Source organism: Undibacterium sp. Jales W-56 (assembly GCF_025548535.1).
GTDB lineage: Bacteria > Pseudomonadota > Gammaproteobacteria > Burkholderiales > Burkholderiaceae_D > Undibacterium.
Genome location: NZ_JAJLQW010000003.1, coordinates 517,042 through 531,505 on the forward strand (window position 1 = coordinate 517,042; position 14,464 = coordinate 531,505).

Sequence of the window (14,464 nt, forward strand, 5' to 3'; positions counted from 1 at the left end):
AGTAATCCGGTTTTGTTTATGCAGCGTTTTTGCGTTTGCGCAACGATGCCAGACCAGCGATGCCCAGGCCCAGTAATGCCAGGCTGCCTGGTTCTGGAACTCCAACTGAACCCAGTGGTACTGATGCAAAACGGAATGAACCGCCTGCTACCAAAAACTCTCCAAAACCGTCGCCCCAGAAATCGAGTGAATTAAACGTGCCGGAGGAGTCAATTGCACCGATGAAGTTGGTGAAGCTGCCATCCAGTGCATAGCCAGGATTGTCGTTGGCAGATAAAGCATTTGCCGGCAAGGTTGCAGCGCCGCCGTTAAATGCAATCCACAGACCCGAACCATATAAAGGCACGCCCGGTGTAGGACGTGGTCCGCTGCTAGTGCAGCATGTTGCCCAGTCGCCAATTTCGAAACCAAACGCGTTGACGGCGCTGGAGAACGCAAAGTGCAAACCGCTGCTTTGACCGGGGATGGCGTCAGTACCATTATTGCTTGGATTAATGTTATACACAGAGCCGCTCAAAGAGTGACTGCCGCTCGTGTAACCACCAGATGCAATGGCTGGGCTGCCATTAGCACGAGTGACGGTCAATGTTTGCATGACGTTATTGCTGTCCAGATAATTATAAATAGCCGAGCCGTCAACCACTTGCACCACTTGGACTGTCGAGCCGGTGCCGGTAATTGTATTATCGAAAGTACTGATATTGGGCAGCGCCAAATCATAAACAACAGGCGCTGCATGGGAGGCTACCGGCAGCATCACTGCGGCGGCGGCCATGATAGTAATTAATTTTTTGATATTCATATTGACACTCCTGGATGTGAATCAATGCACCATTGGCAAAAAAGCTTCGCTGATTTCGATGTCGTTTTATACAGACAATCATCAACGATGCTTATCATAAGCACATCCCATACCAGAAAATACTTTGTTATTTATCATATACTTATAAAAATATAGATAACTTATTGTAAATAGAATCGACAATTGTAAAAAACCTGAAATGACAGGGAGCAAGACATTTTTACGCGGATGTCCCTCATACCGAGAGGACATAGTAAAAGAAAGAAGCTGAGAGACAAACATCGCCAAGTCCAGCGCCACAGGCTGTTTCCGATCGTTTCCGGCAATCTGCACCCGAGGCCAATGCGGTGTTGGTGCCGTCGAGGCCGTGGCGTTGGAGAGTACTGTTAAAAAATTTAAGGATGCTGGCTAGCTACCTGGCTGAAAAAATCATAAATACCCTGATCGCTCATCTTGCGCGCATTCGACAATTCACCGGCCTTGGTGGCATACAGCAAGGTGTTGTCCGGCTTCAATACGACGGCGGCCGGAATGCCCTTTTTGATCGGGTTCTCATAGCGGTTCGCGATACCGAGATTGCGGTCGAATTGGCCGACATCGATTTTGACCACCACGAATTTGCTGGCAATCAGCGCAGCGCTCTGGCCTTTGATCGATTTATCGAGTTCCAGGCAATCTTTGCACCAGTTGGCACCGAAGATCACCAGGACTTTTTTGTTGGCAGCCTGTGCTGCTGCCAGCGCTTTATTCAGTTCTGCCTGGGCATCGGCAGTTTCATCATACGGCTGGGGCGGATTGGCGAGTGCCGCGCTGAAAAAAAGACTGAGGCAAATAGCGATTAATTTTTTCATGAAAGTTCTCTTCGGGTGATTGGCTGGCCGCCCGTCTGATCCGGCAGCCGCATAGGTGGAAAAATATCGGAGCGATGACGTTCTCCGGTTTTTACATGATGACGCAAATGCACTGATTTGTCATGAGGTGTCGTGACCTGCAGAGCACGCTGTACTCTGGCCTGCTGACTTTCTGACGGGTATCGATTTGAGCAACTGACTATTTCATCTTGCTTCGATGCCTTATGTGGTTAACCGCACAGAGCGTGACTGAATTGCGGTTTATAAAGTGACTTATGGTCAAGTATTTTTTTAGCAATAATGGCTTGAGATAACGCGACCAAGCCGGTCACCTCTATGCTCCGGCAGAACCACTACCTCCTGTGGCATGACACAGCTTAACGATGTACTTGCGCAAGCAAACAATTGAATCAGAGGAAATCATGGCAAATTTGCTAGAACTTCAAACCAGAGAATTTCAATACGATCCGGATAATTTACTGGATACCTTAATTCATCACTTGCATTTCAAGAACGATGCGGCACTATCCAGGGCATTAGAAGTGGCGCCGCCGGTGATCAGCAAAATCCGTCATCGTCGCTTATCGGTTGGCGCCTCGTTGCTGATCCGTATGCATGAGATATCGGAATACAGCATCAAAGATTTACGCGCGTTTATGGGCGACCGGCGCACCAAATTCCGTATCAGTCCGCAGCATTTCAAACCGAAACCGGCAAGTGCGGCACCGCTTTAACAGATAGAGGGAAGACGCGAGACCGGATGCCTGGCTTGCGCATTAACTGATTATATATACAGTTGATGAGGTAAAATACGATTTGTCCCGCATCGTTTAGCGTGCCAATACCGTGCCTCTTGTTTCCCGAAAAATTATTCACTGCGATTGTGATTGCTTTTACGCAGCCATCGAGATGCGGGACGATCCGCGTTTGCGCGATAAGCCGCTGGCAGTCGGTGGTCGCGCCGACCAGCGCGGCGTGGTGGCGACCTGCAATTACGAAGCCAGACGCTATGGCGTGCGCTCTGCCATGCCGACTTCGCTGGCACTGCGCCGCTGTCCCGATCTGGTCGTGATGCCGCCGACCATGGAAAAATACCGGGTCGCCTCCAAAGCCATTTTGTCGATTTATCGTGATTACACCGATCTGGTCGAACCTTTGTCGCTCGACGAAGCTTATCTCGATGTCAGCGACTGTCGCCAGCACAAAGGCAGCGCCACCCTGATCGCGCAAGAGATCCGGGCGCGCATTGCCGCAACGGTCGGCATCACAGCCTCGGCGGGGGTCGCGAATAATAAATTCCTCGCTAAAGTCGCCAGCGACTGGAACAAGCCCGATGGCTTGTTTGTGATTCTGCCGGAGCAGGTCGAGGATTTCGTCGCCGCCTTGCCGGTGGCGCGCCTGTTCGGCGTCGGTAAAGTCACGGCGGCCAAATTGCATGCGCTCGGCATCCAGGAGTGCCGCGATTTGCGTGCCTGGTCTTTGCCGGAGTTGATGCAGCAATTCGGCAAACTCGGCAACAGCCTGTACCTGCTGTGTCGCGGCATAGACCGGCGCGCCGTGGTGGCGCATTCCGAACGTAAATCGATCAGCGTGGAAGAAACCTATGCGACCGATTTGCCCGATCTGGCGGCATGTATGGCGGAGCTGCCGGCGCTGTACGCAGCGCTGGTGGCCCGGGTGCAGCGGGTCCAGCCGGAAGAGGCAGTACAAAAACTCAACATCAAAATTCGCTTCAGCGATTTTCGGCAGACGACGGTCGAATGCCGCAGCGCGCATCTCGATGAGAAGCTATTTTGTCAGCTCATGGAAACCGGATATTGTCGTCGCAATTTGCCGGTACGTTTGCTCGGTCTGGGAATCGGTTTAGGGACCGTTTCTGCGGATCCCCGCGCTGAGCAGATGTCTTTATTTGCAACGACCGATTATTGATACTCCAATCTAGTATATTTTTAATCCGCAAGTAAATAAAGCGGATCAAGCCTGATTTTTATTGGTGTACGGGGGAGTATCTGTTATGGCCCGATACAGATTAGCCGGTTGTCACGGTTCTACTGTATAGCGGATTACTTAAAATCACCGGCAACTACGGTCAGCATTTTGTCGTACCCCAGATACTTATTCAGCACGGCTTTGACGTCGGCATTGGTCAGCGCCATGATTTTTTTCTCCAGCGTGGCGTCGAATTGCATAGTGCGTCCCAGGTACAGGTTGTATGCCAGTGTCTGCGCCAATCCTGCATCCTGACTGCGATTCAATTGTGCTTGCTGGATCAGGCTCTTTTTACCTTCTGCTAATTCCGCTGTGCTGAATCCGTCTTTCAGGACACGGGCGATTTCTTCGCGCAAGCCGGTCTCGAGCTTGGCCCGGTTTTGCGGCGCAAAGATGGCACCGACGGCGAAGCTGCCCGCTTCATCGATAGGCGAGACATCGATGAAGGAACCGCCGCCATAACTGATCCCGTCTTTTTGACGGATGCGCTCGAGGATGCGTGAGTTCGCGCTGCCGCCGAGCAGATAATTGCCCAAAGTCAGCGCCGCATAATCAGGATGCCGATCGCTGACCGGCAGATTCAGGGTACCGAAGAAAAACGCATTCGCCTTGTCCGGCGTAATCTGGCTCAGGGCCGCAGGTTGCACTGCGACAAACGGTTTTGTCAGCCGGGTGAATGGTTGCTTTGCTTGCCAGTCGCCGAAATCACGCTGCAACTGCGCCTTGATCGCGGTCGCATCGAAGTCGCCGACGATCGCGAGCTGCGCATGGTTTGCGCCATAAAATGCCTGCCAGAAGGCTTTGGCATCGGCCAGTTTCGCTGCCTTGAGCTGGGCGATTTTTTCTTCGATACTACGGTAATAACGGGCATCCCCGGCAGGCCAGGTATTGGTCGCTTTGCGCGCCATGTCAATCGCAATCGCCTGCGGATCTTTGCGCGATTCTTCGAGCTGCGCTAACTGTGCCGTGATCAATTGGGTAAATTCCGCTTCGCCAAATGCGGGTTTGCGCAGGGCATCGCGCACCAGTTCGAGTGCCCGTGCCAGGTTCTCCCGGGTGGTTTCTAAAGTGATGGTCGCGGCGCTTACCGTGCCGGAAATTTGCAGCTTGGCTTTCAGCTGGTCGAGTTGCTCGGAGAATTGCCGGTGGCTTAAAGTCTCGGTGCCGCGGCTCAGCATGGCACACGCCAGACTGGCATCATTGGCCTTGCCTTGCAAGCTGCTTTCATCGCCCAGGTTGATTTCCATATTCAGCACCACGGTATTGCCGCGCGTGGTTTTTGGCAGCAATGCGTACTTCAAGCCGTTGCTCAATGCACCGTTCTGGGTGCGTTTGTCGATGTTGTCCGGCGTGCTGACAAAATTCTCTGCCTGTGCCATGGCGACGCCGGGTTTGAAGGTGTTGATCTGCTCCGCCAATACGACCTTGGCCGGCGCCGGTGCCCGCACCGCTTGCGCTTCCGGGATGAAGCGGCCGGTGGTGCGGTTGCTGGGCTTGAGCCAGGTCGTGGCAACGCGCTGCACATCGTCCAGCGTCAGCGCGCGCATGCGGTCGCGGTACAAAAAGAATAGACGCCAGTCGCCATTGCCTATGCTGTCCGACAATGACACGGCGAATTTTTCGGGATCGTTGAAGACTTGCGCCAGATTGTTTTCCAGATTCGCTTTGGCACGTTTTAATTCATCCGCCGTCACCGGATCTTGAGCGACGCCTTCTATGGTCTCGATCAAAATTTTCTTGGCTTCATCGAGATTTTGTTCGCTGCGTAAATTCGCACCCAGCAGCATGAATCCGGGCTCTTCCAGATTGGCTGCCCAGGGGAACACTTCCGCGGCTTTTTTGCTCTCCACCAGGGTTTTATACAGACGGCCATTCGGCGAGTCGCCCAGGATCACGGCCAGCGCCTCGGTCGCGGCATAATCGGGATGGGCTGCCGGCATGGTGTGATACAAGGCGATCACGGACGGCGATTCGCCGGTCCGGCGCACCACCACGTCGCGTTCGCCGTCTTGCGCCGGATCCAGCGTGTAGGTCGGCTCGATCACGCGCGTAGGTTTCGGGATTTTGCCAAAATGCTGGCTGATCAATTTGAGGGTAGCCTGATGATCAAATGCGCCTGCGACGATCAGGACCGCATTGTCCGGCTGATAGTATTTGCGCCAGAAGGCTTGCAAATGCGGGATGCTGACATTCTCGACATCGCTGCGTGCGCCTATCGTATCTTTACCGTAGTTATGCCATTGATGGGCAGCGGACAGGACTCTTTGCATCAGTACCGAGGTCGGCGAGTTTTCGTTTTTTTCCATCTCATTGCGCACCACCGAGAATTCGGTTTTCAGATCAGCACCGGAGATCCGCGAATTCACCATGCGGTCGGCTTCCATCGCAATCGCCCAGGCCAGCGTTTCGGGTTTGGCGGCAAAAGTTTCGTAATAATTGGTGCGGTCCAGCCAGGTCGTGCCGTTAAAATTCACACCGCGCTGCGCCAGTTCCTCCCACAAGCGCGGATGCGCCTTGCTGCCCTTGAACATCAGATGCTCCAGCAGATGCGCCATGCCGGTTTCGCCGTAATTCTCATGCCGCGAGCCGACCCGATAAGTGATGTTCACCGTGGTGGTCGGCTTGCTGGCGTCCGGTACCAGCAATACACGCAGACCGTTAGGCATCAGGTATTCCTTGATACCTTCGACCTCGTGCACCAGGCTCAGACCCGCAGGCACATTGGCGGACTTGGCAACTGCCGGAGCCGCAGACTCAACGGCCATGACCGCCGGACCGGCACTCATGAATGCCACAGCAATGGAAAAACTCAGGGCGGATAACTGCAAGCGTGACGGTGTCATATGATGATCTGGCCTATGTGGACGGTCGGTAAGGAATTAAGCCTAGATATTAGCAGAGAGACAAAAACAATTTGTTGCGGCGACGCCGATCCAGTGCACAGAACGTGACAGCAGCGGAAGACGGGATAACTTCAGGACGGGGGGACGTGTTGCAGAAAAATTTGGTGCGCCAGACACGATTCGAACGTGCGACCCCAGCCTTCGGAGGGCTGTACTCTATCCATCTGAGCTACTGGCGCCATGAATATATGGCGATGTCTGGCAGTGACCGGGATAGGGCACCGCAAGCAGGGCTGCATTTTACCTCATAATGATGCCCGGCTTTTCTGCAATTGCATGAAAATTGTCGGGATTTCGACGATTGTCACGGCATTCTTGTGGTGAAAGCGCGGGTTTTTCATTCCAAACGGCAGCTTTTGCCACTATAATTGCAAGCTTTATCGGCTGACCAGCACTGCTTCAGCCCGCAGCCAGTTACTATAAATTGCTACACGAGGACTCCATGAGCAACGCACACGATTCACACGACGATCACGATACGCCGATTAAAACGCCGAAACAACTCATCCTTGCGATTGCGGCCGGCTTTATCGTACCGATCATTATCATCGTATTGCTGGTGAAATTTGTTTCCAGTGACAGTAAAGTCGGTGCCGGTTCTGATGCATTGACACCAGAAGCGATTGCCGCGCGTATCCATCCGGTAGCGGACGACGGCTTTACCTTCAAAGACGCTAGCGGTCCTAAGCAATTGCAATCCGGCGAAGCCGTGTACAAAGCGATTTGCGCCGCTTGCCATGATACCGGCGCGGCTGGCGCTCCTAAATTCGGCGATGCGGGTGCCTGGTCGGCACGGATCGCACAAGGTTACGACAAAGTGGTTGAGCATGCAATCGGCGGCTTGCGCGCCATGCCAGCTAAAGGCGGCAACCCTGATCTCGACGATATCGAAGTCGCACGTGCGGTAGTGCATATGGCCAATGCCGGCGGTGCCAAGTTTAAAGAACCGGAAGTCAAGGCGGCTCCGGCAGCCGCTTCTGCCGAGGCTTCTGCTAAATAATTAAAGTACCTTGCTGAATTGATAGAACGCCAGTCGATTTGACTGGCGTTTTTGTTTCCGGGGAGGTTAAGTTAAAATCAAGAAGGTGTTTGCGTCTGAAAATAAATTTGCATAAGTTCTGAGAAACCGGTTGATACGATGATCCTGAAACGCATACACCACGTCGCCATCATTTGCGCCGATTATCAAAGGTCGAAGTATTTTTATACCGAGATTCTTGGCTTGACCGTGCTGGCCGAGCATTACCGGATTGAACGCGATTCTTATAAACTCGATCTGGCCTTGCCGGACGGCGCGCAACTCGAATTGTTTTCTTTCCCCGAGGCGCCGCCGCGACCGTCATATCCTGAGGCGCAGGGATTACGGCACCTGGCTTTTGAAGTCGATAGCGTGCAGGACTGGAAGGCCAGACTGGAACATCTCGGGATCGCGGTCGAAGCCATCAGGATCGATGAATATACCCAGCGGCAGTTTGTATTTTTTGCCGACCCCGATGGCTTGCCGCTGGAATTGTATGCCTCTGCCTGACTACCCCCCGCCCTGTCAAGCGCTATGCCATGAAATCACTTAAGGATCACGCATGAAAATTCCTCCCAATTTGCCGCTCTGGTCGATCGCCACACCGATCGCTGCCTGGTTATTTTTAGCGGGCAGCCTGCTGGATCCTGGCGCATTTTATGCGATCTTTTTAACGCTGGCCTTGCTCGGCGGAGTGCTGACTGCGGTCTATCATGCCGAGATTGTCGCCCATAGAATCGGCGAACCGTTCGGCACATTATTGCTGGCATTGGCGGTGACCCTGATCGAGGTGGCCTTGATCGTTTCGCTGATGCTGGCCGGCGGCGAGGTGACGGCGGGTCTGGCGCGCGATACGGTATTCGCCGCGATCATGGTGATATTGAACGGCATTATCGGCCTGTGCCTGTTAGCGGGAGCCAGTCTGCACAAGGAGCAGAGTTTCGGTTTGCAAGGGGCCAGCACCTCGCTGGCGACGTTGGCGGCGCTGGCTATCCTGACGCTGGTGTTGCCGAACTTTACATCGACGGTGGTCGGTCCGTATTACAGCGCTAGCCAGTTAGGTTTTATTGCGGTGATTTCGCTGGTCTTGTACGGCACGTTTGTGCTGGTGCAAACGGTACGCCACCGCGATTATTTTTTACCGGAAATTGCCGTCAGCGATGAGGATGTTCATGCGCCTTTGCCATCGGACAAGATGGCGTGGATGAGCACGGTTCTTTTGTTATTGTGTCTCGGTGCGGTAGTCTTATTGGCAAAGGCGTTGGCGCCTACGCTGGAGCATGCGGTAGCCGTCGCCGGCGCACCGAAAGCACTGGTCGGTATCATCATCGCCATGGTGGTTTTGCTGCCGGAAGCGGTTGCGGCGTTCCGGGCGGCGCGCGCCAATCGCTTGCAGACCAGTATTAACCTGGCGCTGGGTTCCGCCCTGGCCAGTATCGGTTTGACGATACCCGTGGTGGCGGTGATTTCACTGGTGACCGGCTGGTCGCTGTCTCTCGGGATCGATGCGAAATCGACGGTGCTGTTGTTGTTGTCGCTGATGATTACCACGATTTCACTCGGGACCGGCCGAACGACCATCATGCAGGGTACGATCCACCTGGTGATCTTTGCGGTGTATCTGTTCACCACCATCGTGCCCTGAGACGGTCAATACGGTCAATCCGAGCCGGCATGATCAAACAATCAGCATCGCCCGGAAGTCATTCACATTGGTCAGCGTCGGCCCGCTGACGATCAGATCGTCAAGCGCGGCAAAAAAACTGTAGCCGTCATTATTGTCGAGCATGGCCGCAGGTAGCAAACCCAGGCTGGCTGCGCGCTCCAGCGTATCCGGCGCGCAGATTGCGCCGGCATTGTCTTCCGAACCATCGATGCCATCCGTGTCGCAGGCCAGCGCATAAATACCTGGATGACCGCCCAGGGTTTTTGCCAGGCTCAGTAAAAATTCGGCATTGCGGCCGCCGCGCCCTTTGCCGCGCACGGTGACCGTCGTTTCGCCGCCGGATAAGACCACGCAGGGTTTGCTGAAGGGCTGGTTTTTATCGGCAATTTGTTTCGCCAGCGCAGCATGTAGCATGCCGACATCGCGCGCCTCGCCCTCGATCCCGTCCGACAATATATACGCCTGGATCCCGGCAGCCCGCGCTGCCGATGCCGCCGCATCGAGTGCGTCCTGTGCGGTGGCGATGATGTGGTGCTGATGTTGTGCGAATAGCGGGTGATCGGGCTTGGGCGTTTCGCCTGCACCGGAGCGCAAATGCTGCTCCACCGCTGCGGGGATAGCGATCGCATATTTGTGCAAGATCGCCAGCGCCTGCGCGCAAGTCGTCGCATCCGGCAGGGTCGGGCCACTCGCGATCACACCGGCCTCGTCACCCGGCACATCGGAGATCAGCAAGGTCACGACTCTGGCGGCGCCGCATGCCAGTGCCAGCTTGCCGCCTTTGATGGCCGACAGATGCTTGCGCACACAATTCATTTCACCGATGCTGGCACCGCTTTTCAGCAAGGCCTTGTTGATCTGCTGCTTCTGCTCCAGGGTGATCCCTGCGGCGGGCAGAGCCAGCAGGGCGGAGCCGCCGCCCGAGATCAGGCACAGCACCAGATCGTCTGCCGTCAAGCCCTGGACCAGTTGTAAAATACGCGCCGCCGCCTGCTGGCCTGCGGCGTCCGGGACCGGATGCGCTGCCTCGATGACTTCGATCAACTGGCAATCCGCGCCATGTCCATAGCGCGTGACGACCAGGCCCGACAGATGCGATCGCGGGCCTTGCCAATGCTGCTCGACTACCTGCGCCATGGCGGCAGCGCCTTTGCCGGCGCCGATTACCAGTGTGCGTCCTTTGCTCGGGGCGGCAGGCAAAAAAGCCGGCAGGCATTTTTCTGCACTGACGGCATCTACCGCGGTTTTGTACAAAGAACGTAGAAAGGATTCTGGGTCGGGAATGGTCATCGCGGGCTTTGGTCAGGGTAGGATAGCGGGATTAAGAGTGGACTTAAGAGTGAGATTAAGGCAAAACATGATAAACCAAACTAAGCATGATTTTAGTACTGTGCACCAGGCGATGCAGCGTTATGTCGATAAAGACATACTGGCCGGCGTTTCTACCGCACTATTGGCCGGGCAAGAGCTGGTCGATGTGCACTGCGCAGGATGGGCCGATAAAGAAAACCGGATTGCCCTGCGCGACGATCATTTATTCAGGGTATTTTCAAACAGCAAACTGGTGACATCGATAGCGGTACTGCAATTGATGGAAGCGGGAAAACTGCAACTCGACGATGCTATCGAACATTACCTGCCGCAATTAGCTCAACGCCAGGTCTTGCGTCCGGGCGCCACCCGGATTGACGATACCGAAGCAGCCAGATCGTCGATCACGATACATCAGCTGTTAAGCCATACGTCCGGCCTGAGCTATGGCCTGCTCGACCATGGCAGCACGATCTATAAAGCCTATATCGAACGCAAGGTCATGAACGCGATGACACCGCTGTCTTCGATGATCGATGTGCTGGAAGAATTGCCGCTGACTTTCCATCCCGGTAGCCGTTGGGAATATTCGATTGCCACCGATGTCTTGTCGCGTCTGGTCGAGGTGGTTAGCGGGATGCGCTTTGATGCCTATCTGCAAGCGCATATCTTCGATCCGCTGGGCATGCAGGATACCGGCTTTGTGGTGCCCGCGGATAAGCTGGACCGGCTGGCCGCGTATTACGCCGGCAGCGATCCCGGCAACATTTTACAGCGCGGTTTAAAACGTCTCGACAAATCCCCGTATCCCGGTGCCTTCGTGACGCCTGTGCCGCGTCTGTCGGGTGGCGGCGGGCTGGTCTCCAGCCTGCACGATATGGTCGCCCTGATGCGCAGCTTGCTGAACGGCGGCAAGCGCGTTTTGCGGGAAGATACGATCGTCCTGATGATGCAGAATCATTTGCCGCAAGGCAGCGGCATCGCTTTTCCCGGCGTCGGCAATGTGCCGGGAAAGGGCTTCGGCCTTGGCGGTGCAGTGACCCTGGTATCGTCTTCGATAGATCCGGCTGGCTCTGTTGGAGAATTCGAGTGGGGCGGCATCGCGGGCACGCATTGGTGGATCTCGCCGCGTCATCAGATTGCCGGTTTGCTGATGACGCAGCGCCAGATGAGTTTCTGGCATCCGTTTTCATTCGAGTTCAAACGTCTGGCTTATCAGGCCTTGGATGCGGGGTGAACCGACGGCATGGCAAGTTCATTTGATTTTGCCGAGAGCCGCTTGCCATGCGCGGATGTGCCACTGGCAATCAATTCTGCCGGTGACCTGTCCCGCCTCGTCGATGCCTTCTACCGGTCCATGAAAAACCGCAAACATGACTGCGCCTTCAGGACTGATCGGCCTATGTAGCGCACCGTCTTTTTCCAGCAAATAATCACCGGCGACAAAGCGACTTGCCGGCTCATCATGGTAATGGAAACCGCCTTCGAGAATATAGCCTTCGACCGCGCCGACATGGCGGTGCAACGGTGCCAGGCTGTCTTTTTCGACTTTGATCATCAGTGAAAAACGACCGCTCTGCGGGTCGGCGCTGAGTAATTTGAATTGCGCGCCGGGCATCGCCCAGCGTACCCAGGGCAAGTCGGCACAGTGGGCGGAGAATAAGGTGCTGGCTGGGGCGGAGGTGTTTTGCCCGGAGTGAACGGAGTAAGTTAAGGTATTTGTATTCATACAATATTTTCTCATAGACCCTGGATCTTATGCCAAAAAGACCTTGTTACAATTATTTTGGTGCAGCGCACAAAAAAATACTTGACCGTCAAAAATAAGCGTGTAGAATAACAATTGTTGCGGTGCACCATTTGGATAAATGAGATGGAAAGCGCTGTCAAAATCCTCATTTTTTTCATTCCTCTCTAGGAGAACACCATGTTTACAACACCTGAACAATTTATCGCGGCTACTAAATCCAGCCTGGAAGCACAATTCGCTTCTTTGACCGCATTAAACAAAAAAGCATTCGAAGGTCTGGAGCAACTCGTTGCTTTGAACGTTAGTGCCGCAAAAGCGAGTATCGAAGAGGGTACTGCCGCTGCCAAGCAACTGGTCAACGCGAAAGATCCAAAAGAATTCTTTTCTTTGACCGCAGCGCAAGCCCAACCAAGTGCAGAAAAAGCCTTGGCTTACGGCCGTCACCTGGCATCGATCACATCGGCTACCCAAGCTGAGTTCACCAAAGCAGTGGAAGCGCACATCGCTGAAACCAACACCAAAGTCGTGGCGTTGATCGATGAAGTGACTAAAAATGCACCAGCCGGTTCCGAGCAGGCAGTCACCGCATTGAAAGCCGTCGTAGGCAACATCAATGCAGGCTACGAGCAATTGTCAAAAACCAGCAAGCAAGCGGTACAGACTCTGGAAGACAACCTGGCGAAAGCAACTCAGCAATTTACCCAGGCTGCTGAAAAAACCACTCGCAGCAAGAAGTAATTCGCTGCAGATACTGGATGTCGCGCGCTGAGTCCATCAGCGCAGCTGTCTAGACATCCTGCATCGTCATCGTAAAAAACAGGCCCACGGCAACGTCGGGCCTGTTTTTTTGCCCAAAATTCCGCTGTCATGGGCGCTTGACACGCGCTGGTATTAAAATACCGTCACACATCAGGCTCTATACAGAGCATTTCAACTAGGAGAATCAAATGCAAGACGTCGTCATCGTTGCGGCAGGCCGCACCGCAGTAGGCAAATTTGGTGGTTCACTGGCAAAAATCGCCGCGTCCGATTTGGGCGCGCACGTCATCAAAGGCTTGCTGGCCAGGACGGGTTTGAGCGCTGATCTGATTAATGAAGTGATCCTGGGTCAGGTTCTGACCGCAGGCGTAGGACAAAATGCCGCCCGCCAGGCCGTCATCAAAGCCGGTCTGCCGAACATGGTGCCGGCATTCACGCTCAACAAAGTCTGCGGCAGCGGCCTCAAAGCGACCCATCTGGCGGCACAGTCGATCAAGGTCGGTGACGCCGACATCATCATCGCCGGCGGCCAGGAAAACATGAGCGCATCACCGCATGTGCTGAACGGCTCGCGCGACGGTTTCCGCATGGGCGACGCCAAGTTGGTGGATACCATGATCGTCGACGGCTTGTGGGATGTATACAATCAATATCACATGGGCATCACGGCAGAGAACGTCGCCAAGAAATATGGCGTCACCCGTGAAGAACAAGATCTGTTTGCCGTGGCATCGCAAAATAAAGCCGAAGCCGCGCAAAAGGCCGGCAAGTTTGTCGATGAAATTATTCCGCTGGAAATCGCCGGCAAAAAAGGCACGACCGTATTCGACAGCGATGAGTTCATCAAGCATGGCACCACACTCGATTCGCTCGCCAGCCTGCGTCCGGCTTTCACTAAAGACGGCACAGTTACAGCGGGGAATGCCTCCGGCCTGAACGATGGTGCGGCGGCAGTCATCATGATGAGCGCCCGCAAGGCCGAAGAATTAGGTTTGCCGGTATTGGCGCGCATCAAGGCGTATTCCTCCGCCGGTGTGGACCCGACCATCATGGGCATGGGCCCGGTGCCTGCGGCGCAACTGTGTTTGCGTAAAGCCGGCTGGAACCATCAGGACCTCGACTTGATGGAAATCAACGAAGCCTTTGCCGCACAAGCGATCGGTGTGAATAAAGAAATGGGCTGGGACACCGGCAAGATCAACGTGAACGGCGGCGCGATTGCAATCGGTCATCCTATCGGCGCATCGGGTGCCCGTATTCTGGTCAGCCTGATCCACGAAATGATACGTCGCGATGCCAAAAAAGGTCTGGCAAGCCTGTGTATCGGCGGCGGCATGGGCGTGGCGCTGGCGATTGAACGTTGATCTTCGGTGTCGCTTAGTGTCGTTTAGTTTGAATTGAGCAAAAAAAAATCC

13 protein-coding genes and 1 tRNA gene are annotated in these 14,464 nt (G+C 54.6%); 8 read left to right on the forward strand and 6 right to left on the reverse strand.

Going from position 1 to position 14,464, the window contains the following annotated elements:
• Positions 1–16: 16 nt before the first annotated feature.
• Together LPB67_RS11540 and LPB67_RS11545 are read right to left on the reverse strand one after the other, a co-directional pair.
• Positions 17–802 (reverse strand): PEP-CTERM sorting domain-containing protein, encoded by a 786-nt coding sequence (locus LPB67_RS11540; protein WP_262837341.1) that lies wholly within the window; start codon positions 800–802, stop codon positions 17–19.
• 395 nt (positions 803–1,197) lie between these two features.
• Positions 1,198–1,653, reverse strand: coding sequence for a thioredoxin family protein (locus tag LPB67_RS11545; RefSeq protein WP_262837342.1), 456 nt, complete (start codon positions 1,651–1,653; stop codon positions 1,198–1,200).
• 422 nt (positions 1,654–2,075) lie between these two features.
• Here LPB67_RS11545 and LPB67_RS11550 point away from each other — a divergent pair, with 422 nt between their 5' ends.
• Together LPB67_RS11550 and dinB are read left to right on the forward strand one after the other, a co-directional pair.
• The gene (locus LPB67_RS11550; RefSeq protein WP_262837344.1) at positions 2,076–2,387 is read left to right on the forward strand and encodes a hypothetical protein; all 312 of its coding nucleotides are present in this window, start codon (positions 2,076–2,078) and stop codon (positions 2,385–2,387) included.
• 112 nt (positions 2,388–2,499) lie between these two features.
• Complete coding sequence (gene dinB, locus LPB67_RS11555; protein ID WP_262837346.1) at positions 2,500–3,582, forward strand: DNA polymerase IV; 1,083 nt, start codon at positions 2,500–2,502, stop codon at positions 3,580–3,582.
• A gap of 134 nt (positions 3,583–3,716) precedes the next feature.
• On the opposite strand, the gene LPB67_RS11560 is transcribed toward dinB, so the two are convergent.
• Both LPB67_RS11560 and LPB67_RS11565 read right to left on the reverse strand, forming a co-directional pair.
• Positions 3,717–6,485 (reverse strand): M16 family metallopeptidase, encoded by a 2,769-nt coding sequence (locus tag LPB67_RS11560; RefSeq protein WP_262837347.1) that lies wholly within the window; start codon positions 6,483–6,485, stop codon positions 3,717–3,719.
• A gap of 162 nt (positions 6,486–6,647) precedes the next feature.
• A tRNA-Arg gene (locus tag LPB67_RS11565) sits at positions 6,648–6,724 on the reverse strand.
• A gap of 263 nt (positions 6,725–6,987) precedes the next feature.
• On the opposite strand from LPB67_RS11565, the gene LPB67_RS11570 reads away from it, so the two are divergent.
• The 3 genes from LPB67_RS11570 to LPB67_RS11580 all read left to right on the forward strand — a co-directional run bounded on the left by LPB67_RS11570 (position 6,988) and on the right by LPB67_RS11580 (position 9,208).
• Positions 6,988–7,545 carry a c-type cytochrome gene (locus LPB67_RS11570; protein WP_262837349.1) on the forward strand — a complete coding sequence of 186 codons (558 nt, stop codon included), beginning with the start codon at positions 6,988–6,990 and terminating at the stop codon, positions 7,543–7,545.
• A gap of 141 nt (positions 7,546–7,686) precedes the next feature.
• On the forward strand, positions 7,687–8,073 hold the full coding sequence (locus LPB67_RS11575; RefSeq protein WP_262837432.1) for a VOC family protein: 387 nt from the start codon (positions 7,687–7,689) through the stop codon (positions 8,071–8,073).
• A gap of 52 nt (positions 8,074–8,125) precedes the next feature.
• Complete coding sequence (locus LPB67_RS11580) at positions 8,126–9,208, forward strand: calcium:proton antiporter (RefSeq protein ID WP_262837350.1); 1,083 nt, start codon at positions 8,126–8,128, stop codon at positions 9,206–9,208.
• A gap of 33 nt (positions 9,209–9,241) precedes the next feature.
• Here the strand turns inward: LPB67_RS11580 and LPB67_RS11585 are convergent, their stop codons facing one another.
• Positions 9,242–10,519, reverse strand: a complete 1,278-nt coding sequence (locus LPB67_RS11585) for a glycerate kinase (protein WP_262837352.1) — start codon at positions 10,517–10,519, stop codon at positions 9,242–9,244.
• 67 nt (positions 10,520–10,586) lie between these two features.
• On the opposite strand from LPB67_RS11585, the gene LPB67_RS11590 reads away from it, so the two are divergent.
• Positions 10,587–11,777: a serine hydrolase domain-containing protein gene (locus LPB67_RS11590; protein WP_262837353.1), complete on the forward strand. Its 1,191-nt coding sequence runs from the start codon at positions 10,587–10,589 to the stop codon at positions 11,775–11,777.
• Positions 11,778–11,795: 18 nt separating this feature from the next.
• On the opposite strand, the gene LPB67_RS11595 is transcribed toward LPB67_RS11590, so the two are convergent.
• The gene (locus LPB67_RS11595; protein ID WP_262837354.1) at positions 11,796–12,269 is read right to left on the reverse strand and encodes a 2,4'-dihydroxyacetophenone dioxygenase family protein; all 474 of its coding nucleotides are present in this window, start codon (positions 12,267–12,269) and stop codon (positions 11,796–11,798) included.
• 198 nt (positions 12,270–12,467) lie between these two features.
• Here LPB67_RS11595 and LPB67_RS11600 point away from each other — a divergent pair, with 198 nt between their 5' ends.
• Positions 12,468–13,028, forward strand: coding sequence for a phasin family protein (locus LPB67_RS11600; protein ID WP_262837355.1), 561 nt, complete (start codon positions 12,468–12,470; stop codon positions 13,026–13,028).
• Between the two features lie 209 nt (positions 13,029–13,237).
• Positions 13,238–14,413 carry an acetyl-CoA C-acetyltransferase gene (locus tag LPB67_RS11605; protein ID WP_262837357.1) on the forward strand — a complete coding sequence of 392 codons (1,176 nt, stop codon included), beginning with the start codon at positions 13,238–13,240 and terminating at the stop codon, positions 14,411–14,413.
• Positions 14,414–14,464: the final 51 nt, after the last annotated feature.